The 20,918-nt window shown below is 41.4% G+C and carries 19 protein-coding genes; 2 read left to right on the top strand and 17 right to left on the bottom strand.

Annotated elements, in window-relative coordinates; translation table 11 throughout:
- Positions 1-146: 146 nt before the first annotated feature.
- From BKK52_RS00245 to ltnD, 9 genes are all read right to left on the bottom strand, one after another.
- Positions 147-1,949 (bottom strand): alpha/beta hydrolase, encoded by a 1,803-nt coding sequence (locus BKK52_RS00245; protein WP_077477445.1) that lies wholly within the window; start codon positions 1,947-1,949, stop codon positions 147-149.
- On the bottom strand, positions 1,949-2,626 hold the full coding sequence (locus BKK52_RS00240) for a cyclase family protein (protein ID WP_244160198.1): 678 nt from the start codon (positions 2,624-2,626) through the stop codon (positions 1,949-1,951). The genes BKK52_RS00245 and BKK52_RS00240 overlap by 1 nt, the downstream gene beginning before the upstream one ends.
- 12 nt (positions 2,627-2,638) lie before the next feature.
- Complete coding sequence (locus BKK52_RS00235; protein ID WP_077477443.1) at positions 2,639-4,003, bottom strand: alpha/beta hydrolase-fold protein; 1,365 nt, start codon at positions 4,001-4,003, stop codon at positions 2,639-2,641.
- A 147-nt stretch (positions 4,004-4,150) separates the two neighbouring features.
- Positions 4,151-5,617 carry a GntT/GntP/DsdX family permease gene (locus BKK52_RS00230; protein WP_077420082.1) on the bottom strand — a complete coding sequence of 489 codons (1,467 nt, stop codon included), beginning with the start codon at positions 5,615-5,617 and terminating at the stop codon, positions 4,151-4,153.
- Positions 5,618-5,640: 23 nt separating this feature from the next.
- Positions 5,641-6,588: a D-erythronate dehydrogenase gene (gene denD, locus BKK52_RS00225; protein WP_077420081.1), complete on the bottom strand. Its 948-nt coding sequence runs from the start codon at positions 6,586-6,588 to the stop codon at positions 5,641-5,643.
- Positions 6,589-6,690: 102 nt separating this feature from the next.
- A complete protein-coding gene (otnI, locus tag BKK52_RS00220; RefSeq protein ID WP_077477442.1) occupies positions 6,691-7,467 on the bottom strand; it encodes a 2-oxo-tetronate isomerase in 777 nt (258 codons plus the stop codon).
- 2 nt (positions 7,468-7,469) lie between these two features.
- On the bottom strand, positions 7,470-8,102 hold the full coding sequence (gene otnC, locus BKK52_RS00215; protein WP_077420079.1) for a 3-oxo-tetronate 4-phosphate decarboxylase: 633 nt from the start codon (positions 8,100-8,102) through the stop codon (positions 7,470-7,472).
- Positions 8,099-9,343 carry a 3-oxo-tetronate kinase gene (gene otnK / locus BKK52_RS00210; RefSeq protein WP_077420078.1) on the bottom strand — a complete coding sequence of 415 codons (1,245 nt, stop codon included), beginning with the start codon at positions 9,341-9,343 and terminating at the stop codon, positions 8,099-8,101. Before otnK ends, otnC begins: the two co-directional genes overlap by 4 nt.
- A gap of 2 nt (positions 9,344-9,345) precedes the next feature.
- The gene (ltnD, locus tag BKK52_RS00205; protein ID WP_077477441.1) at positions 9,346-10,251 is read right to left on the bottom strand and encodes an L-threonate dehydrogenase; all 906 of its coding nucleotides are present in this window, start codon (positions 10,249-10,251) and stop codon (positions 9,346-9,348) included.
- A 177-nt stretch (positions 10,252-10,428) separates the two neighbouring features.
- Between ltnD and BKK52_RS00200 the strand changes: the two genes are divergently transcribed.
- On the top strand, positions 10,429-11,187 hold the full coding sequence (locus tag BKK52_RS00200) for a DeoR/GlpR family DNA-binding transcription regulator (RefSeq protein ID WP_077414498.1): 759 nt from the start codon (positions 10,429-10,431) through the stop codon (positions 11,185-11,187).
- A gap of 68 nt (positions 11,188-11,255) precedes the next feature.
- On the opposite strand, the gene BKK52_RS00195 is transcribed toward BKK52_RS00200, so the two are convergent.
- The 7 genes from BKK52_RS00195 to epmB form a co-directional block, all read right to left on the bottom strand.
- Positions 11,256-11,612, bottom strand: a complete 357-nt coding sequence (locus tag BKK52_RS00195) for a diacylglycerol kinase (RefSeq protein ID WP_077414500.1) — start codon at positions 11,610-11,612, stop codon at positions 11,256-11,258.
- An 8-nt stretch (positions 11,613-11,620) separates the two neighbouring features.
- Complete coding sequence (relA, locus tag BKK52_RS00190) at positions 11,621-13,852, bottom strand: GTP diphosphokinase (RefSeq protein ID WP_077477440.1); 2,232 nt, start codon at positions 13,850-13,852, stop codon at positions 11,621-11,623.
- A 79-nt stretch (positions 13,853-13,931) separates the two neighbouring features.
- A complete protein-coding gene (rlmD, locus tag BKK52_RS00185; protein WP_077420075.1) occupies positions 13,932-15,248 on the bottom strand; it encodes a 23S rRNA (uracil(1939)-C(5))-methyltransferase RlmD in 1,317 nt (438 codons plus the stop codon).
- Positions 15,248-15,958 carry a DNA repair protein RecO gene (recO, locus tag BKK52_RS00180; protein ID WP_077420074.1) on the bottom strand — a complete coding sequence of 237 codons (711 nt, stop codon included), beginning with the start codon at positions 15,956-15,958 and terminating at the stop codon, positions 15,248-15,250. The genes rlmD and recO overlap by 1 nt, the downstream gene beginning before the upstream one ends.
- A gap of 7 nt (positions 15,959-15,965) precedes the next feature.
- On the bottom strand, positions 15,966-16,364 hold the full coding sequence (locus BKK52_RS00175) for an MliC family protein (protein WP_077420073.1): 399 nt from the start codon (positions 16,362-16,364) through the stop codon (positions 15,966-15,968).
- Between the two features lie 48 nt (positions 16,365-16,412).
- A complete protein-coding gene (gene oapA / locus BKK52_RS00170; protein WP_077477439.1) occupies positions 16,413-17,756 on the bottom strand; it encodes an opacity-associated protein OapA in 1,344 nt (447 codons plus the stop codon).
- 251 nt (positions 17,757-18,007) lie between these two features.
- Entirely contained in the window at positions 18,008-19,024 is a 1,017-nt protein-coding gene (gene epmB / locus BKK52_RS00165) for an EF-P beta-lysylation protein EpmB (RefSeq protein WP_077477438.1), read from the bottom strand.
- 34 nt (positions 19,025-19,058) lie between these two features.
- On the opposite strand from epmB, the gene efp reads away from it, so the two are divergent.
- Positions 19,059-19,625, top strand: a complete 567-nt coding sequence (gene efp, locus BKK52_RS00160; RefSeq protein ID WP_077420070.1) for an elongation factor P — start codon at positions 19,059-19,061, stop codon at positions 19,623-19,625.
- A 168-nt stretch (positions 19,626-19,793) separates the two neighbouring features.
- On the opposite strand, the gene BKK52_RS00155 is transcribed toward efp, so the two are convergent.
- Positions 19,794-20,870 (bottom strand): anaerobic sulfatase maturase, encoded by a 1,077-nt coding sequence (locus BKK52_RS00155; RefSeq protein ID WP_077477437.1) that lies wholly within the window; start codon positions 20,868-20,870, stop codon positions 19,794-19,796.
- Between the last annotated feature and the right edge of the window lie 48 nt (positions 20,871-20,918).

Raw genomic sequence — 20,918 nt, 5'->3', positions numbered from 1 at the left:
TGTTATCAGGTTGTACCCCTGTGGCACCTCCCGTAAACGGAGGGAGGGAAGAGATCCAATCGTTTTGTGCAAGTGCGACATGACACCGAAAAATTGTTTAATTTTTTGACCGCTCTTTTATTTTTGATTAAATCAAAGGAAGAGATTTATGCAAGGAAACGACCGATAACTTGCCCTCCGACCATAATCCATGTCATCAATATTGAAGTCAAAAACACGCCTAGATAAATATAACCTGTTTTTAAATAACACCAGTAATTAATAAAAATAAAGGCAATGATCTGCGGAATAATCACAACTAACATCATCATCCAGCGACCACCAAATTGTGGCAATCCAAGCACATCAAACATCGGTCCAATTTGCATAAATGCCGGAATGAAGTGAAAACACCATAGAATGATTAATCCACCTGCGGCAAAAATACTGCTCTTTAATGTCCACACAAACAACGTCTTAGTGAATGAAGTTTCAACCTTTTGCTTCATTTGCACAGAAATAATTAACCCGTAGAAAATAAAGAAAAAGAATAAAATAGGTAACCAATAAATTGGGAATAAATCGAAACGTTCAGCCGTTAACGGTTTTAAGAGTGGCCACAAGAAACGTAGTTCAACGCCCCAATAAACCTGTACAAAATTTGCAATAGAATATAACCAGAGAATCAGCAATGCGGCTAAAACTAATGAGCGAAAAATTAACGTCAATGTCGATATGTTTTGATGATTGCTATAAACCCCAAACTCCGCTAGAGAAATTTGTGTTGATTTTTTCCATACTAAGAAAAAGATTAAATTAATCAACGCACTCACGACTAACCAAGTTACAATTCCGTTGCCCATTTCTAATGGCATAAACGAGAAGGTTGCGGCAATAGGTTCATTCGCTCCTCCCCATTGTGTAAAAATCGGATATAACACAATAGTGGCAACAATATTGATCAGGGAAAATATCCGCCAGCGAGATGTCGTTACTGCCATTTTTGGGGTGATAGTTTGCGTAATTGATGAAAAATAATTGCACTTTAATAACCCGTTTGCCAAACATAACGCAGATCCTATCGCACAAATTAATGCAAACAATCCGGCAAATTCTTTATACCAATAAGTTTGTTCCTCCGGTTCAATCCAATCAGAATCCTGCTCCGCATTTTGCAATGTTTGATTAAACCACAGAATCGCTTCCTTATTACTGTGAGAAGAAATCATCACCCCAAGATGTGTTCCGTTGACTAATGCTGCTCTACGTGCCGAACCATCGTTAAAATTACCATAAGTGTGATCCCATTTTAACGTCTCGCTCGATGCCAACGAGAAGGCTTTTAAGCGATTTTCATTATGTACTAAGGATTTAACAGGGAAGGTTCTTTCTCGGTATCCGCCAATTTCCTCATACAGACCTTGAGTGAGCAAATAATTGTTTAGATCAGTATCCCCACCATTAGAACTTAGCCCATTAATCGCACGGTGATCCGGATTTAATTTTGCTACCCGAATCGCATTTAATGCACCGGTAGAATGACCAAAAATCCCCAAACGTTGAGAATCCACAAAGGGCAATTTTTTCAAATACTGATAGCCATTATTGGCACCGCTCATATTTTTATTCGATGCTGGTAATTTCGTTGAATAGCCATGTCCAAAATGATCAATTGCGAGTACCACAAAACCACGTTTTGCCAATTCTAAAGCACCAAAAGTTGTTGTTGCCTCTTTATCACTTTGATACCCGTGCAATGCAAGCAATCCCGGTTTGGGGGTTTCTGCCGTAGCAGAATGAGGATGATATAGTTTCGCCACCATAGGTTGGTTTTCTTCCGTGATAAAACTAACGGTACGCACATCTATGCGTCCAAAATCACTTTCAATTAAAGAAGAAAAATAGGCGCTGCATAAACTCAATATCAATAAAAAGAAAGTCCATAGAAATGATTTTTTCTCAATCTTCATCAGGCATCCTCCAATTCCGCTAACACCGTGACTTGCGCACTATCAATGCCCTTCACTCTGAGCGGTAAAGCAAAAATGCGTTTTACTTTTGTTTTATCCAAATGGGCGAGAGTCATATCTTCAATAATACAGATGAAATCATCACTGAACATTCCCAACAAAATTTGGTGGGCTTTCACGCCGTGATCAGGATGGGTTGGAGAAGCTAAAGAAATAAAATCAAAACCTACCGCTTTCAGATTTTTAGCGTGATCAATTAAATACTGTGCAGCTTGAATACTAAATGCGCCGCCATTCTTAGCATATTCCTGCGGGTTTTCTTTACGTGAGGTTTCTAATCCTGTACGAATAATCAAACAATCCGCCCGTTGAATACTCGCCAAATGCGGTTGAAAATCTTGAGGTTCTATCAGTTCTCCATTTTTCTTAGGAATATCAAGAACCAAAGGAGATTCATAAATAAATTGGCTCAAGGGCAATTCCGTAATCGTCACGCCCTTGGGATTAAAATGACGTGGCGCATCAAAATGTGTACCAAAATGGTTAAATAAATGAATTTTCGAACTGTTATACACATCGCCATGATCCGTGTTGGTACAGCATTCTAGTGTTAATGTCGGTTCCCCCGGAAACCCGGGATCATTCACATCAAGTGGGTATGATAAATAGACATACATAATTGCCCCCTATTAATTTTCATTTTTACTCATTACACGGCGTTGTTGTAATAACCACTGCATGACTTCCGGGCTGTTAAAAATAACATCCCAAGTGTTGTGCGGATTATTATTAATGATGCCATTATCGCCCGCTTTTTCTGTGGTAAACTCGGTATATCTCACGTAAGGGGCATCAAGTTGGTTGTGCAAAATCTCATAGTTAATACGAGATCCTTTAACCGGTGAGATTCGATCTTCCTTACTATGGAAAAACCACATAGGCACATTTTTAATTGGCGCTAAATTTTCTTTATTGGCATAACCATCAATCCATTCCGTTGTATAAGCCTCCCTTCCACTTGCTAATAATGCACCGGCAAAAAAGTGCGGTCGATTTAGTAAGAGATTTAACGCCCCTTCGGCACCACGAGATAATCCCACTAAATAAATACGATCTTTATCGATAGCTGGATTTTGCTGCACCACCTCATCGATCATCTTTAACACTAAATTCGCTCGATTCTGAGTTTGCCAATGAATACCGCCCTTTTGCCCTTTCGCTTTATCATCAAAAGGATCAAAAACCGTACTATATTGAGGAGCAAGTACAAATCCGTCTTCATATTGTAGTGTCGAAATTGCACCTTTATTTGAAACAATATGGGCTAAATTATCTGTACCGACTTGACCGGAGCCATGTAAGAAAATCGTGAGAGGATATTTTTTGTTTGCCATTAAATCGGGACGATAAAAACGATATTTCAAGAAATTATTTTCATTAAGCCTGACCACTTGTTCAGAAAAATCATCGATAAATAAAGTTTTAAGGTGATCTTTTTCGGCACTCAAAGACACTGAATTTCGTTCAATGGTTTTCCCATTGGAAAGTTTGATATAACCGGTTTGGTCAATTTGATAGACTAACTTCCCGCCATAATATTGCGGAATCTTTATTCCTTGAACTTTCTCAACCTCAACAATATTGCCTGAATTGTCTTTTGATTGAAATTTCATAGGCTGTTGATTATCCTCTTTCAACGAATATAAAGCCGCATTCACATCCCTATCATCTAGTTCAAGGATGACAAACTTACCTGATTTGGCTTGTATTGCTTTTTTCGGCAAATCATTGACATAAGCACGAATAATAGAACGGGGGAGCCTTTCTTTTTCTTCTAATTGGGTGAGTACTTGGTAGGAATATCTCAAATCACTGGTTGCCAGAACATTATCTTCGTATTCCAATGCAACGCCTGTTATCCTTTGACCTAATGGGGTAATTTCAGCCAGTAATGTAGCCTGTATCGGTTTTCCTGATTGAGGTCTATCCTCTTGAGCCCAAACATGAAATAGCGTAAAAAATAAAAAGATACCAACGAGTATTTTTTTGAACATGTAAATCTCTCCTTTTTATACAAAGCGAGCGACTTTTTACACAATAATGACAATTACAGGTGAATCACGCCCCTTCTCTTGTCATGGTAAAATTTTTAATCTTGAGTGGGAGGAAGGAAATCCCCCTCCCACTCAATAGATTAGCGGTTATAGCTTTTTACTCTGAATCTGAACATACCCCATGATTAACGCGAGGATGCCTAATGGGAAAATCAAATCCGTTATAGAACCGTCATTACCCCAAATTAGATTGGCGATAATCACCAAACTTCCCCCAATTGCCCATGCAATTGTGGTAGGGACGGACCAAACGATCATTTGTTTCTTCACATCATTGATTCCCATCATTCGGTTGACCACCCAGAATAAACTATCGTTAAAGTAACCAAAGAAAAGTGATCCCATTGTTGCAGCTTGAGCAGCGAGCAACATATTGACACCCGGAATTTGAGCCAGAATAGGCGCAGAAATTGATGCGGCAGTGATCATCGCCACCGTGCCGGAGCCCTGAATAAAACGGACCAGTGTAGAGACGATAAAAGGAATTAAAATAGGCGAAATTGGGAGGCTGGCAATTTGCTCCGCTAATTGTTTGCCTGCGCCACTATCGCGCAATACCGCACCTAATGCCCCACCGGCACCGGTTACCAATAAAATAATACCGGCTGTTTTTACCCCTTCTTCAAGGTGAAGTGCGGTCGTATTTTTATCGACTTTAGGCAACAAGGTATAAACAGAAATTAAAACACTTAGTGCTAATGCAATCATCGGATGACCAATAAAAGCAAAGAAATGGTAGATTTTCATCTCTGCAATTGCCGGGCTACTCTTAATCGCTAAATCAAGAATCGCTTTGATAAAAATAAGCAAAATTGGCAGTACAATTGGAAGTAACGATAACCCTAAGCTTGGAAGATTTTTCTTCTCGTGTTTTTCAATATAATCATCGTATTTTTGCTTTAATTCTTCCGTAGAAAAAGATTCTTGGTTGAAAGTCGGATATTTTTTATCTAACCATTTCGCATATAAAACCATACCAATCACCGGCAATACGGCAAATGACATACCAACCAGTAACATTGCACCAATATCCACACCGAATAGACCTGCAACGCCTAATGGACCCGGTGTTGGCGGCACAGTATGGTGAGTCACAACTAGACCACCGGCAAGTGCCACGCCTAAGGTTAGTAATGAACGTTTTCCGTTTTTCGCCAACGCTTTAGCAACGGGATATAAAATCACAAAGGCTGAATCCACAAAAATAGGAATACTCACAATATAACCGGTAATTGCGAGAGCCCATTCTTCTTTCTTTTTACCTAAGAATTTGATGAAGCTAAATGCCATTTTTTCAGCCGCACCAGACACTTCCAAAACGCTTCCCATCATGACACCAAGACCGATAACAATCCCGATTCCCCCCAATGTGCCACCAAAACCTTTAGTTATCGCACCAAGGGTATCATTAACGCTCATTCCCCCGATCAAACCGGCAATAGATGAGGCAATTAACATCGCAATAAAAGCGTGAACACGTGTTCTTAACACCAAAACAACAAGAACGAATACAGCAATAATTAAGCCAATAATTGGCGTAGGTAGTCCAAGCATAAGTACTCCTTATCGTTAATAGGTCACATATCAAATTGGATGAATTGATGAATCACATCTTTAAAATTCTGATCAACGGAAAATCCCAGTTCTAAAGCTTGTGAACAATTAATTTCAGCCGGCCAACTTGCCACGATATTGTTAATGTTTTGATCAAATTCAAATTTGACATTTGCCAAAATCTGATCACCTTTTATACTCGCCAAATCGGAAAGCATCTGTTTAACACTGACGGTAAAGCCAGGAAGATTAATAACATGCCAACTACGTAATGGTAACGACGGTAACGTTAATGTATGAATGAAGTTCTCAATAATTGTATTCGGGCTGGATAACCAAAGTCGCAAATCTTCCGATACCGGGCAGATGGCTTGCTCGCCGTGTAATGGTTCTCGAATAATACTACTCACAAAAGAAGAAGCGGCTTTATTAGGTTTGCCCGGGCGAATACAAATGGTCGGTAAACGAACACAAAAACCATCAACAAAACCTTTTCTTGTATAGTCATTAATGAGTAATTCACTCATTGCTTTTTGTGTGCCATAGGTAGATTGAGGGGTAACGGCGGTATCATTTTGAATGACCGCCGGTAATTCACCGCCAAATACGGCAAGTGAACTGGAAAAAACGAAACGTACTTTAGGGTTATTTTGGCGACAAACTTCAAGTAAGTTCTTGGTTGCCAAGAAATTAATTTCATAACCGAGATCAGGATCTTGTTCCGCATGACTACTTACAATCGCTGCAAGATGGAAAATGGCATCCGTTTCAGCCGTTATAATCTTTTCCAATCCTTTAGGATGGCGAAGATCCATTTCAAAACATTTTACGCGTGGATCATTATTCGGTGCGACAGGCTTCACCACATCAATTAAGGTAAGCTCATCAATATCAATTTTTGTTTGATTAAGTAATGTTTTTGCAAGGCGTTGACCGAGAAATCCTTGTCCGCCGGTAATCACAATTTTCATAAAAAACGCTCCTTGAACCTTTAAAAAGGCAAATTTAGGGTATAAAAAAGCGGCTATTTTCATATTTAAAAAACATGGCAAAAAACAACCGCACTTTATGACTTATTTATACTTCTCAAACCATCCCAAACCGCTTAATGTCTCCCCTCGCGGTTTATATTCGCAACCGACAAAACCTTGATAACCGATTTCATCAAGTTTATTGAAAATATAGTCGTAGTTAATTTCACCTTCATCCGGCTCATGACGATCCGGTACGGAAGCCATCTGTACATGGGCGAATTTGCCGTTTAATTTATCCGTTAAACGAGATAAATTACCGTCCACATTTTGCGCATGGTAATAATCCAACTGAACGAAGACATTATCCCGTTCAACCCGTTCCACGATTGCCAGCGTGTCGTATTGGCTTTTTAACAAATAATTCGGTTTGACTTCCGGACTTAGGGCTTCAAGTAAAATATTCACACCATGAGGTTTAAATTTCTCTGACGCATAACGAATATTGTTAATGAACGTTTGCTGATATTCCACTTTATCCGCACCTTCAGGGACAACCGCCGCCATGATATGCACATTGGGGCAACCTAGACCTAAGGCATAATCCAGTGCCATATCAATATGCGCATGACTTTCCGCTTCACGTCCCGGAATCGCTGAAACACCCCATTCACCTTTGGAAACATCACCGGCGGGTGTGTTAAATAGCACGACTTGTAAACCATGTTTATCCAGTTCTTGCTTGATGGTTTCAATGTCGTAATCATAAGGCCAAAGAAATTCAACATACTTAAAGCCCGCTTTTGCCGCCTCGGCAAAACGTTCAATAAAAGGAACTTCGTTGAACATCATGGTTAAATTCGCAGCAAATTTTGGCATGGCTATTTCCCCCTATTTTTTAATTCATTCACTTCGTCATCGGTGAGATAACGAATCGGTTTTCCTTGTAAAAGGAAGAAAAGTTTGGCGGTTTCCTCCAATTCTTCCGCATTATCAGCGGCATCTAACAAATCTTCTCCTGTTACCACCACGCCATGATTCGCCAGCAAAAAGGCTTTTCCGGATAATGCCCGGGCTTCTAACTCTTCGGCAATACGAGGGGAGCCGGGACGATAATAAGGAATGACCGGCAAGCCTCCGACCCGCATCACGTAATAAGGTGTAAAGGCTTTCATGGCATTTTGCGGATCAAGATTTTCCAAACAGGAAAGTGCCGTCAAATAGGTAGAATGAAGATGTACAATTGCCCGGCATTCAGGATTTTTACGGTACATCGCCAAATGAAATACGGATTCTTTTGAGGGTTTATCACCTTCAAGTACATGACCATCCATATCCAGCACGGAAAGTCGTTCCGCTTTCAAACGCCCTAGGGAAGAGCCTGTCGGGGTCACTAAAATACGATTTTCATCTAACCGAACGGAGAGATTCCCTGCTCCACCAACGGTATAACCCCGCTCATAGAAAGAACGACCAAGTTGCACCATAAGTGTTTTTAATTCTGAATCAGTCATAACATCATTCCCTGCGCATCAATAAAAAAGGTTTCTTTCCCGAAATTACCGGATTTCAAAGCAAGTGCGGTCGATTCTCCCAAGGCTTTTAACCAAGGCACACCCGGTGCAATTTGTTTACCGATTTGAAAACCGCTAAATCCGAGTTTTTGCACGACAATGCTGGACGTTTCACCGCCTGCGGTGATAAAGTTTTCCACATTGGCTTTTTCTTTTAATCGTTGTGCCAATTTCGCAAAAGTTTGCTCAATAGCTTGGCTTGCCTGCTCCGCACCAAATTGTGCCTGAATCCGTTTTAATTCATCGGGTGGCACTGTGGCATAAACCATTGGCGCAAGCGGTTCATCAATATGTGGTAAAATTTGTTCAAATAAGATGTCGGCATAATTGGCATCCGCTATCGCTTTTTCCACCTCTAAATAAATCGTGGTGGCTTTTTCTTTATAAACATTCACTTGTTTATTCGTCATCTCGGAACAAGAACCGGAAAGAATGATACTGCGTGCTTTTTTCGGTACAAACGCCTCTTCCGCTTTTTTACCGCCACTTAATCTCGCCGCCATATAAGCACCGAGTCCGGAACCGCCGGTCACTAATTTCAAATCACTCACCGCTTCCGCAAGTACCGCAAGCTGGCTATTATCTGCCGCATCCACCACCGCATAACGGAATCCCGTTTGCTTTAATTGGGCAAAACAAGATTTCACATGCTCGGCGCCTTGAATCACATCAGCATAGCTCACCAAGCCTGTTTTTCCTTTGGCTTGCGCATCCATTAAACGCATAAGATTGGCATCTTTCATCGGCGTAATCGGGTGATTACGCATACCGGATTCGTTCAGTAGCACATTGCCGACGAATAAATAACCGTTAAAAATCGTTCTTCCATTAATCGGTAATGCCGGTGTAATGACCGTAAAATCATCATTAAGTGCCTCTAATAAGGCATCCGTTACCGGACCGATATTACCTTTTTCAGTACTGTCAAATGTCGAACAATATTTAAAATAGAACTGAGAACAACCGCTCTTTTGTAGCCAATCAAGCGCCTGTAATGATTGTTCGATCGCTTCCTCCACCGGATTTGAACGAGATTTTAAACTGATGACAATGGCATCCACTTTTTCTGTTAATGTGGTATTGGGTACGCCATTCATTTGCACCGTATTCAAGCCATTTTCAACAAGGAAACTGGCGATATCACTTGCACCGGTAAAATCATCTGCAATAATACCTAGCATCGTTACACTCCTTTTTTCGGTAATTCAATACCACTAAAAATTTTAATCACTGCACTGTCATCTTCTTTTCCATAACCTGCATTGCTGGCTTCTGTGAACATCGAATAAGCGGTGCTGGCAAGGTGAAGCGGGAAACGTAAGGATTTTGCCGTATCGTTCACTAATCCTAAATCTTTCACAAAGATATCTACCATGGAAAGCGGTGAATAATCCCCTTCCACAACGTGTTTCATTCGGTTTTCAAACATCCATGAATTCCCTGCCGCATTGGTGACCACGTCATACATTAAATCAAGAGGAATACCTGCTTTAGCGGCGAGCGCCATCGCTTCTGCCCCAGCGGCAATGTGTACGCCGGCGAGTAATTGATGGATAATTTTCACCGTTGCCCCTAAACCAATTTCTTCGCCGATGTTGTACACCTTACCAGCCACAGCATCGAGTACAGGCTGTAATTTATCAAACGCCTGTTTTGAACCAGATGCCATGACGGTCATTTCTCCTGCGGCGGCTTTTGCTGCACCACCGGAAACAGGCGCATCTAACATAACCAATCCTAAACTTGTTAATTTTTGTGAAATTTCTTTCGCATCCTGCGCAGATATGGTTGAAGAAACCATCACGGCGGTACCTTTATTAAGTTTTTCCGCTAACCCATTTTCACCAAATAACACTGCATTGACTTGTGCCGCATTCACGACAAGTAATACAACAGCATCTAATTTATCGGCAAAATCGACCGAGCTTTGACTAACGGCATAAGCGCCTGCTTCCTTTAATTTTTCAAGTGATGTCGTATTAAGATCGACACCGTAAGTGGTTAAGCCGGCTTTCACGCAAGATTGCGCAGCCCCCATACCCATTGCACCTAAACCGATTACGGTAACTGAATAAGATTTGTTTGTCATCATTTTTCTCCTAGGTAAGGTTAATTGATCTATGTGGAGCATTCTGCCACAGCTAAAAATAAAAAAACGTGAACAAGATCACAGGTTTTAACATTTGTGTTATTTTTTGTTAAAAATAAAGAAAACAAACGTTGAGAGAAAAACGATATAATGAAGAAAATTTTAGAGGGGACTTTTATGATTCCTGCAGAACGCCAAAAATTATTACTCAATTTAATCAGTCAAAAAGGTATGGTAAGCATTATACAACTTGCCGAATCGCTGAATGTTTCCCATATGACTATTCGCCGGGATATTCAAAAATTAGAAGAAATGGGAAAAGTGGTTTCCATATCGGGTGGAGTAAAAATGCAAGAGCATTTATCTTTTGAGCCAACTCACCAAGATAAATCTCTTCTCTTTCGTGCTCAAAAAGAACAAATTGGCAAATTTGCCACACAACAAATTCCAACCAATACCACCATTTATCTTGATGCCGGCACTACCACATTAGAAATTGCTTACCGTTTAATTGAGCGTAATGATCTCTTAGTGGTGACAAACGATTTTTCTATTGCTCATTTTCTTATGACGAATGGGCAATGCGAATTGATTCATATCGGTGGGAGCGTGAATAAATTGAATCATTCTTCCGTTGGCGAACTTGCCGGTCAATTCCTCCGACAGCTTTCTATTGATATTGCCTTTGTTTCTACTTCATCGTGGACATTGAAAGGCTTAACCACCCCTGACGAAAACAAATTACCGGTAAAAAAAGCCTTGCTTGATGCCAGCAATCAAAGAATTTTAGTCTCGGACTCCTCAAAATATGGCAAAGTGGCAACCTTCCATATTTGCCCTTTGACAAGGTTTGATTGCATTATTTGTGACAAAAATCTGGTTGAATCGGTACAACACGCCATTAAAGAGCTCAATGTTGAATTAATCACTGTCTAGCATTGGCACAATAAAAAACGGCTTATGCCAACACATAAGCCGAAATCTTTTTAAAAATTGACCGCACTTTAGAAGAAGAGAATACTTCCCCATACTACGCCAACAATGCAAAGTGCGATAAATACAGCGGCGGAACCTTGATCTTTGGCTCTGCCTGAGAGCTCGTGGCGTTCGGTGCCGATGCGATCCACCACCGCTTCAACAGCACTGTTTAATAATTCCACTGCCATGACCAGTAAAACCGATGAAATCATTAAGGCGATTTCAAGTTTCGTTTCCCCAAGGAAGAAAGCGAGCGGAATTAAAATAGCCGCAAGAAAACACTCATGGCGAAAAGCTGTTTCATTTTTAAAGGCGCTTTTCAAACCTTGGAGGGAGTATTTTGTTGAATTGATTAAATGGGTTAATCCCGTTGTTTTGTACATAAATTTACCTATAAACGTTTTGCTTCAATCACATCATCTAATTTGGCAAGTCTTGCTAAGATCTTGCTTAAACTTTCTACATTGTGAAGTTCAATTTCCATATCAATGGTTGCTAGTTGTTTTTTGGTATCCGCCCGGCTCGCTACCCCTAACACGCTGATTTTTTCATTTGCCAGAACAGTAGTGATATCTCGCAATAATCCGTTTCTGTCACTGGCGATAATACGAATATTAATATGGAAGCCTCGGGCGTAGTTTTCTCCCCAAAGGGATTCCACCACCCGTTCCGGATGGGCAGCTTGCAATTCTAAAAATTGTTCACAATCACTACGATGAATAGAAATGCCTCGTCCCATTGTGATGTATCCCACAATGGCATCACCGGGAATAGGCTGGCAGCAACGGGCAATATGATGCATTAAATTGCCCACGCCTTCTACAATCACACTGCCGTTTTTTTCTGCATTTTTTTGCTGAGAATTGACCGCACTTTTATTGGCTACATGACGAAGAATTTCTTGGTCCGCCTGCTCGGCACTTACTTTAATCAGTTTACTTTGTAAAAAGTTTACCAAATGATTTAAACGAATATCACCACTGCCAATTCCCGCATAGAGATCCTCGAGGCTTTTGAGATTATAACGAGGCAGGGCATAAGGCTCGACTTGCTTGATATTCAGATTTAGACGGGCAAGTTCGTTATCCAGCAATTCCTTTCCTGCCGGCACATTTTTATCACGATCTTGTTTTTTAAACCAAGCTTGAATTTTTGAGCGGGATTTTGCGGTGTGGGTAAAACCTAAATTTGGGTTGAGCCAATCCCGACTTGGGTTCGGGTTTTTCTGGGTGATGATGTCGATTTGATCACCCATTTGCAGCTGATAAGTGAAAGGCACAATACGTCCGCCTACTTTTGCCCCAATGCAACGATGACCGATTTCACTGTGAATGGCATAAGCAAAATCAAGCGGTGTTGAACCTGCAGGTAAATCGACCACCTCACCTTTTGGGGTAAACACATAGACCCTGTCATCAAACACTTGGCTACGCAATTCCGCCATCACCTCACCGGAATCGGTAATATCATCTTGCCAAGCTAATAATTTACGCAACCAAGCGATTTTTTCTTCATAGGCGGATAAACTACCGGTGGTACCTTCTTTATATTTCCAATGGGCTGCCACCCCGAGTTCTGCATCATCGTGCATTTGCTGAGTGCGAATTTGCACTTCAATAGGCTTGCCGCCTTTTCCCAACACCACAGTGTGAATGGATTGATAGCCGTTTGGTTTTGGGTTAGCGACATAATCGTCAAATTCTTTGGGTAAATGTTTGAAATGGGTATGCACAATACCTAATGCGGTATAGCAATCCTGTAATTTTTGAACAATAATTCTCACCGCCCTCACATCATAGAGCCCACTAAATTCCAAATGTTTTTTCTGCATTTTACGCCAAATGCTGTAAATGTGTTTTGGTCGGCCATACACCTCAACCCGTTCTATATTTTCACGCAAATAACCGCTTAACTCTTGCACAAAATCAGCGATATATTGTTCACGATCGAGGCGGCGTTCTTGGAGTAATTTAGCAATGGTGCGATATTGCTCAGGGTGTAAATAACGGAAACAATAATCTTCCAGTTCCCATTTTAATTGACCAATGCCTAAACGGTTTGCCAACGGGGCGTAAATATTGGCACATTCCTTGGCGGCGAGCACTTTTTCTTCTTCGGAACAGCGATTTTCAGCATCTCTCAGAAAGGTAATGCGTTCGGCAAGTTTAATAATCACACAGCGGAAATCATCGACCATGGCAAGGAGCATACGGCGCACATTATCTACTTGTAAGGCATTGGCAGAATGGCTTGCGTTAAGTTGACGGATATTATCCATCTCTTCCACTCCCCGCAGTAATTTGGTGATTTCTGTGCCAAAATCTTCCTTCAAAACTTCCCAATCCACCAGCCAGTTTGCCACAATGGGGAAAAGCATTGCTGTAATCAGGCTTTCGGCATCCATATTCAGCTCATGCAAAATCTCTACCATTTCTACACCGGATTGGTGTGTCAATGTGGCATTTTTCATTTCATCAGGGTGAGCTTCCATCAAATTGCGGGCATAGTACCACGCCGCAATCAGACGTTTTTCCGTTTGCTCTGTCAGTTTTAACGCAGCACACCATTGTTCAATCACAAAATCTTTCGGGTTTAACAAATGTGATCCACGAACAGCAACCATAATCCCCCCTTGTTGATGAAGAAAAGAGCAACTTCCTGTCACTCCATTTTTGCTCTGCCATTGTAACAGAATAACCGACTTATTTTGTAGAAAATAAGGTGATGGATTCTAAATGCCCGGTATGCGGAAACATATCAATAACAGCACTTTTTTCGAGCTTATAACCAAATCCACGCAACATTTCCGCATCACGAACTAATGTCGCCGGATTACACGAAACATAAAGGATTTTCTCCGCCTTTAACTCACACAACGCATTCAATGCAAACGCCGCACCGCTACGTGGCGGATCAAGCAAAATTTTGTTGAAAAACCGGTTTGCCCAAGGCTGATCAATAAAAGATTGGTCAAGATTCGCTTGAAAAAATTCAATATTATTAATCTGATTTCGCGCTGCATTTTGCTTGGCTTTTTCCGCCATTTCAAAAACACCCTCAATTCCTACCGCACTTTTTACCCGTGTAGCAAGGGGAAGCGTAAAATTTCCCATTCCGCAAAACAAATCCAATACCCGATCAGTCGGCTGAAGATCAAGCCAATCCAGTGCCGTTTGCACCATGGTTTCATTTAACTGACGATTTACCTGAATAAAATCTTGAATATCAAAATGAAGTTTGATGCCCCCGGCAAATTGATAGTAAGGGGCCTCTCCACAAACCTGTTCGATACCTTCATCACTTTGTAAAAAAAGCATTAAATTTTCTTGCTCGGCAAAATTCAACAACAAAGAGCGGTCGGTTTTGGCAAGATTTCCCATATAACGTAACAACATTGCCACGCCATTGTCTGCGGCAACCAATTCGATATGCCCTAATTGTTTCGGCGTGGAATACTCCGCCAAAAGTGCGGTCAATTTTGGTAACAAAACATTGATGGTAGGCTCAATCACTTCACAATGTTCCACGGGGATCAAATCATGAGAATTTTTTTGGCGGAAACCCATTTCAATTTTTTTGCTTTTTCCATTAAACCACAAACCGAGCCGAACCCGGCGACGATATTGCCAAGGTTCACCACAAATCATCGGTTGAAAATCAATGGGTTCTTGCTGAAGCTTTGCCAAGCGTTTAAATAGTGCAGCCTGTTTGGCTTCACGCTGCATTTCAATGGGGATATGCTGTGCTTGGCAACCTCCACAGCGTTCATAATAAGCGCATTGCGGCAAGACCCGATTTGGGCTTTTCTCAAGCCATTTTCCAGCCACCGCCCGTCCATATTGGCGTTTTTCTTCCAATACGCGACATTCCACTTTTTCTTGTGGCAGTGCATTTTCGATAAACCAGGTTTTACCGTTAATTTTCGCCACACCTAAGCCTTGATAATCAAGCTCGATAATCTCTGCGGTGAGAGTTGATAATTTTTTTACTTTTTTCTGCGGAGTATAAAGAAGTGCCATTATTTTAAAAATAAACTATTTTGTGAGAATAACTCCCGGCTTTTTAAGGGTTTATCGCCGAGATAGGGTTTGAGTGCCACACGTGTAAAACGCTTAGCCGCTTGACGTACCGCTTCATCGGAAAAATCAAGATTGGCAAAAGCAATCAGATCCCGCCCGTAAAAGGTAAGATTATCTTTTACCAAAGAGGCGATAAAACCTTTTTCCTCTCGGTAGCGATAAGTCATTGTGGGATCGACAGGCTGACCGGAACCGGCACAATGCAAAAAATCCACGCCATACCCAAGAATTTGAAGCAGGTGAAATTCAAATAGCCGCAAGCAAGGTTCCACATTGGGCTCTGTCGCCAAGCTTGTTAAGCATTTTAAGTAATGCTGAAATAATGGAGGATTCGCCGTTTCAGGCTCCATCACACGGCTAAGTAATTCATTCACATAAAAACCGCTATAAAGTGCAGTTTGTTGTAAAGGTAAAGTGATCGCGGCAGACTCCGCTTTGGTGAGGGTTTTCAAGCCGCTTTTTCCCGTCCAGCGTAATAATAAGGGGGTAAAAGGTTGTAAAACGGATTTCCACGTTGAACGTTTTGCCCGTGCGCCTTTTGCGATCACCATCAGACGACCGCTTTCTTCCGTGAATAAATCCACCAATAAACTGGTTTCGCTATAAGGACGGCGGTGTAATACAAAACCACGCTGAAGTTCAATTTGCACGTATTATTTACTCAATGATGCGGGAAGATTTCAGAACGCATTGCTCCGCCAAAATTTCGCCGACACTGGTTTTCAGGGAACTAAAATCACTGCGTTCCAGCCACGTCCAACGGATATTTCCGTAGTTATTGCCCCGCTCGGAAATCATTAGTGTGAGTTTTTCCGTCACTTGGTTAAAGGTGATGGAAACTTGTTTTAACATTTTTTTATTTCGTTTCTGTGTGCTATGCACCACACGAACTTCCTTGCCATCTTTACAGAAATACAATTTTGCCGAGCCGATTTGCGAGGTTTTATCCACTTTTTGCACCACCATCTTTTGTGGAGGCGGCTCATTTAATAAGCTGTTTTGGGTACAACCGCCAAGCAAAAGTGCGGTCGAAATCAACAATATTTTCTTTAGCATAAGCCTTCACCAAAAAGAAACAAAAAGGGCGAATATTCGCCCTTAACATTATTTTTTGAATTGATACGAACCATCAGCCTGACGCACAAATTTCGCACCGTTAGATAAGCGCAGCTCACTGACACGTCCTTGCCCATTCAGGGAAACTTGAACTTTATCGCCCGGTTTAAAACTGCTCAACGCATTACCTGCACCATTCGCTTTGGTCATTGCATTCACATCGGAAATATTTAAATTGTTATCACGGAAGACTTGCATTAAAGACACGCCTTTCGGTACGGTTAAGGTTTTGCTTGCACCGCTTGATACCGCTTTTGTTGCTGACGTATTCGTCGTAGCAGGTTTTGCTTCCACAATTTGAACTTTGCGCTCGTTCTTCGGTGCCGCTTTTGTTTCTTGAACCGACGCTTTTCTTACTGTTTCAGTTTTGGTTTGAACCGGTTTTACCGTTGTTTTTTCTACGGTTTTACGGTCTTGAGCAACAGATTTAACTGCTTCACGGGCAACGGTTTCACGACGTGGCTCAACAGGTTTTGCCGGTTGTGGACGAACCGGTGCAACAGGGGTGAGATCAGGCTGTACAGAAGGGGTTGCAACAACGGTTTCCTGCGGTTTTGGCGCTTCTTTTGATGTATCACCTAAGTATTCCATTTTGCCCGGCTCTACCGGTGTATTGGATTCAGACTGCATTTGTGGCTCGGCAACCGGGGAGGTTTCTTGTGGTGCAGGAATACTATCCAAAACCGTGGTTTCTATCGGTTGAGACTGATCTAACGACTGAAATTGCACCGGAATCTCATTGCTGTTTTGTAGCTCAAAAGACTCCACCGTATCGGAACTCGGTTTTAATGCGAAAAATACAATTAAGAGTAACACCAAAGCCAAAATCGCAATAAAAAGACGGCGGTGTTTTTCCGGTAAAATTTGCAAGATTTTCCATTTTTCAGGGCGTTTTAACGCCGTTGCCGCAGCACTCGCACCAGCAGCTAAGTTTTCTTTCGCCTGTTCTACGGTTGAAACTACGCTTTCTTGGGTTTCTTCAACTTTGTTTTCAACGGTTTCGATGATCGGCTCAACCACTGATTCCACTTGGGCTTCTACGCCTTGTTCTGCATTTTCAGCGGTGCTTTTCAGCGTTTCGAGATCTGCGGTAAAAGTTGTAGGTTGGTTGGGTTGAGGCGTTTCTTGTGGAGAACTTTCTCCGAAAGTCGGCTCTTTGCGTATATGAAATTGGGTCTCTGATTGAGTTTTACGTCCAAATAAGCCTTTTGCTTTGCCAAATAATGATTCGTTTGATTGAACCGGTTTTCTTGGTGTGATTGAATCGGCTTGGTTTAAGCCAAGATCGAGTTCGTTTTGGGATTTGTTATCGTTCGGTTGATTGTTATTCATAGAATTCACAGATTGCCTCGTTTAATAATTATTTTGGTATAGCATAACAAACGTCATTTCAAAGAAATAATGTAGGGACACACTGCGTGTGTCCGTTTATAACATATTGAAATAATTTAATAATGGACACACGCAGTGTATCCCTACAAATAAATCCAAAATAAAGTTTGTGCCACAGCATAATACCGAATCATTTTTTGATTTCACCGATAAAAAGTGCGGTGAAAAAAACTTGCGTATTTTATCGGATCTTATTCTGCGTATAAAGTCTTATTTGGTTCACCGGCAATTTCCCGTGCCAATTTCGGTACAAGATAACCCGAAGTAAGCGATTGTAAAGTTTTATAAATGGCGTGGGCTTCTGCATCGCTAATGAGAAAATGGCTCGCTCCCTGCACTTTGTCCAACAAATGAAGGTAGTAAGGCAAAATGCCGATGTGAAATAATTTATCGCTTAGGCTTTTCAAAATGTGTGCATTATCATTAATGCCTTTCAATAAAACCGATTGATTAAGCAGCACAATCCCAGCATGATGCAGCTTCTGCATTGCTTCGCCTAACCGATCATCGATTTCGTTGGGGTGATTAATGTGACTAACCATCACCGTTTGCAAACGGCTTTCCGCCAACATCTCACAAAATTCATTGGTAATACGTTGCGGAATCACCACAGGCAAGCGGGTATGAATGCGCAAACGCTGTAAGTGCGGTAGATTTTCAAGGCGTTTTATCAGCCACGCCAGTTCATCATCTTTTGCCATCAACGGATCGCCGCCGGAGAAAATCACTTCTTCAATTTCAGTATGTTCGGCAATGTAATCCAATGCCTGTTGCCAACTTTTTTTGTTGCCCGGATTTTCATCATAGGGAAAATGACGGCGGAAACAATAACGACAATTCACCGCACAACCGCCTTTTACCATAAACAAAAGGCGGTTTTGATATTTATGCAAAATATTAGGTACGGCATTCGCCTCTTGTTCTTCAAGAGGATCCGATGAAAATCCTTCTGCCTGCACAAATTCCAAATCAGCACACATCACTTGTAAAAAAAGCGGATCTCTCGGATTGCCCTTTTCCATTTTATCCACAAAAGGTTGCGGCACACGGAGGGCAAAAAGTTTACGGGCATTGAATGAAGCCGCAAAATCTTGCTCGGACAAATTCAGGATATTGAGTAATACACGGGAATCGGAAATCGAATTTTTTAAAATATGACACCAATTTTGCTCTTCTCTAATGGCGGGTTCTTGAGTTAAAATATGCACCTTTCAAACCATTTCTATTTTTAGGATATTTAATATGGCTACATATACTACCAGTGATTTCAAACCGGGTCTAAAATTTATGCAAGATGGCGAACCTTGCGTGATCATCGAAAACGAGTTCGTTAAACCGGGGAAAGGTCAAGCGTTTACCCGCACCCGTATTCGCAAATTAATTTCCGGCAAAGTGTTGGATGTGAACTTTAAATCCGGTACTTCCGTTGAAGCCGCTGATGTGATGGATCTCAACCTAACCTATTCATACAAAGACGATGCGTTTTGGTATTTTATGCATCCGGAAACTTTCGAGCAATATTCTGCCGATGCCAAAGCCGTGGGTGATGCGGAAAAATGGTTATTAGACCAAGCAGATTGTATCGTTACCTTGTGGAATGGTGCGCCAATCACTGTGACCCCGCCAAACTTTGTTGAATTAGAAATTGTGGATACCGACCCGGGCTTAAAAGGCGACACAGCAGGAACCGGCGGCAAACCGGCAACGCTTAGCACCGGTGCAGTGGTGAAAGTGCCGTTATTCGTGCAAATCGGTGAAGTCATCCGTGTGGATACCCGCTCCGGTGAATATGTTTCCCGTGTGAAATAATATCTTCCATGTCATAAAAGTGCGGTCAAAAATCCCGCTATTATGCAGCAATGCACAAAAACTGTCATTTCAACGAAACGCAGTGTATCCCTACAAATAAACCCCAAATAAAATTTGTGCAAATGCTACGTAATACCGAAAAATCTTGTGGGTTTTGACCGCACTTTTTTATCGCCTTTTAAAATCAGCCGCAAATTGATGCAGATAGGGATCCATATAGCAAAGCGCACGGTAATAAGCTTCACAAAGTTGATTGTGGGGTGCACCAAAACCGTTAATGGTTCGATGTTTAGGACAACCGCCATGACAGGCAAAATGAAATTTGCACCTTTGGCAACGTTCGGAGAGAAAAGATTTCATAGAGCCAAAATGAATTTGCGTTGGCGATTCCGCTATGGTACGTAATGGCGTTTCAATCAAATTTCCCAATTTATATTCAGGATAAACGTAGTGATCGCAGCTATAAATATCACCGTTTTGTTCAATGACGAGCTGATCGCCACAGGTTTCACGAAAAATACATAAATCGGGTTGTAATCCTAAATACGCCATAAACCATTGTTCAATAAATTGAACACCGATTTTTCCCACATCATTGGCATACCATTCATCAAAAATATCAACCAAAAATTGCCCGTAATCACTTGCTGTAGCTTGGTGTACTTCATCCCCCATCAAGGGAATGAATTGCATATAGGGTGAACCCACCCGTTTGAGAAAGCGATAAATCTCTTTACCCTGTCGAACATTCAAATTATGCACGACCGTCAATGTATTAAACTGCACACGATAATTAATGAGCAAATCAAGGGCATCCATAACTTGCCGGAAAGTACCTTTACCGCTTTTACTTAAACGGTAAGTATCATGCAAATGTTGCGGACCATCAACGGACAATCCCACAAGAAAACGGTTGTCATACAAGAACCGACACCAATCCGCATCCAGTAAAACACCGTTGGTTTGTAGGGCATTTTCCACTTGCTTACCGTTCGCATATTGACGTTGAAAATCGACCGCTCTTTGATAAAAATCCAACCCGGCCATAGTCGGTTCTCCGCCTTGCCAAAGAAAGGTCACACGCTGTTGGGGAGCATTTTCAAGATAGGACTGAATATAACGGGCCAACACCTCATCACTCATTGCTCGTTGATTCTGATGCGGCTTTTCTAAGTAAAAGCAATATTGGCAATCCAAATTGCACATTGAACCTGTTGGTTTTGCCATAAGTTGAAATGGGTTCATACCTTATCCCTGTGTAATACAAATCGCATCATATAAATAAAATTTTTC

The sequence above is a fragment of the Rodentibacter trehalosifermentans genome, assembly GCF_002000545.1.
GTDB lineage: Bacteria > Pseudomonadota > Gammaproteobacteria > Enterobacterales > Pasteurellaceae > Rodentibacter > Rodentibacter trehalosifermentans.
Note: the sequence above shows the minus strand (reverse complement) of the source record. Positions and strands in the feature narration are given on the sequence as shown.